Below are 249 nucleotides of genomic sequence, written 5' to 3' on the forward strand. Positions count from 1 at the left end.
CCGGGCACCGGCGCGGCGGGGCGCTGGGCGATACCGCGTTCTGCCCCGAATCGGTCGTCGACGAGCTCGCGCGCGTCGCGGGAACCGAGCCGATGTCGTACCGGATCGGCATGCGGGGCGGCGGCGCGCGGCTGGCGCGGTGCCTGTCGACCGCGGCGTCGCTGGGCGGCTGGGACGGCGGGGACGCGGGCAGCGGGCAGGGGATCGCCTGCCATGCCTTTCGCGGGAGCTTCATCGCGGTGATGGCGG

1 pseudogene is annotated in these 249 nt (G+C 77.1%); it reads left to right on the forward strand.

The features are described from left to right. Window positions 1-249, forward strand: a pseudogene (locus AC0CH3_RS17880) (xanthine dehydrogenase family protein molybdopterin-binding subunit); the annotation flags it as partial.

This window comes from Sphingomonas sp. AC449 (genome assembly GCF_979253475.1).